General features: G+C 39.7%; 2 protein-coding genes. Both read left to right on the top strand.

Translation table 11 applies throughout. The features are described 5' to 3' along the window. Nucleotides 1-334: IS66 family insertion sequence element accessory protein TnpA (tnpA, locus tag ACTQ5K_RS25495; RefSeq protein WP_441994451.1), on the top strand; the 334-nt coding region annotated here is incomplete at its 5' end. After that, complete coding sequence (gene tnpB, locus ACTQ5K_RS25490) at nucleotides 328-687, top strand: IS66 family insertion sequence element accessory protein TnpB (RefSeq protein ID WP_031540354.1); 360 nt, start codon at nucleotides 328-330, stop codon at nucleotides 685-687. The genes tnpA and tnpB, both read left to right, overlap by 7 nt. The last annotated feature ends 51 nt before the right edge of the window (nucleotides 688-738 follow it).

Below are 738 nucleotides of genomic sequence, written 5' to 3'. Positions count from 1 at the left end.
ATGGAGGTTTTGCTATATGAAGAGATCCGATCTTAGAGTTGAATGGGAAAAACGGATTGCTAACTATATGACAAGCGGACTAAGTGCTTCAAATTGGTGTGCAGCCAACGAGGTCAGTATTCATCAATTCTGGTATTGGAAGAAGAAGCTTAAAACAACCGAAGACACGTCAAATACCCCTTCACAATGGATTACATTAGAAATGGATGAAACAATGACAGACTCTCAATCTAACATAGTTGTTCATGTTGGTCACGTAGCGTTAGAGGTCAAACAAGGCTTTGATCCCCAGCTGCTTGTAGATGTGGTAAGGACACTTCAATCCATATGCTAAATGCATCAACGATTGAGAGTGTCTACCTCGCTCGAGGTAGCACGGACATGAGAAAATCCATTGATGGATTAGCTATCATCGTTCAGATGGAATTCAATCTAGATCCCTTTTCATCGAGTCTTTTTGTTTTTTGTAACAAGAAACGCGATAAACTCAAGATTCTTCATTGGGATACCAACGGATTTTGGTTGTACTACCGAAGACTCGAACGTGGAACATTTCACTGGCCATCTGATCATGGGAGCTTAGGTCCGTATAAAATCTCACGTCGCCAATTGAATTGGTTGTTAGATGGTTTATCATTAGAACAGACAAAAGCACATCCCGTCGTTTCTGCAAAAACTGTCGTTTAAACATGAAATTATGAGAGTAATCGGTTGGATCTTATAGTATAATGAAATCAT

It is taken from the genome of Niallia sp. Sow4_A1, from assembly GCF_052116745.1.
Lineage (GTDB): Bacteria > Bacillota > Bacilli > Bacillales > Cytobacillaceae > Niallia > Niallia hominis.
The sequence above is the reverse complement of the archived record's forward strand: the minus strand, read 5'-3'. Positions and strand labels throughout refer to the sequence as shown.

What these genes read in the sequence shown, in the direction of transcription:
- tnpB (WP_031540354.1), top strand. Translation starts at nt 328, where the DNA reads ATGCTAAATGCATCAACGATTGAGAGTGTCTACCTCGCTCGAGGTAGC.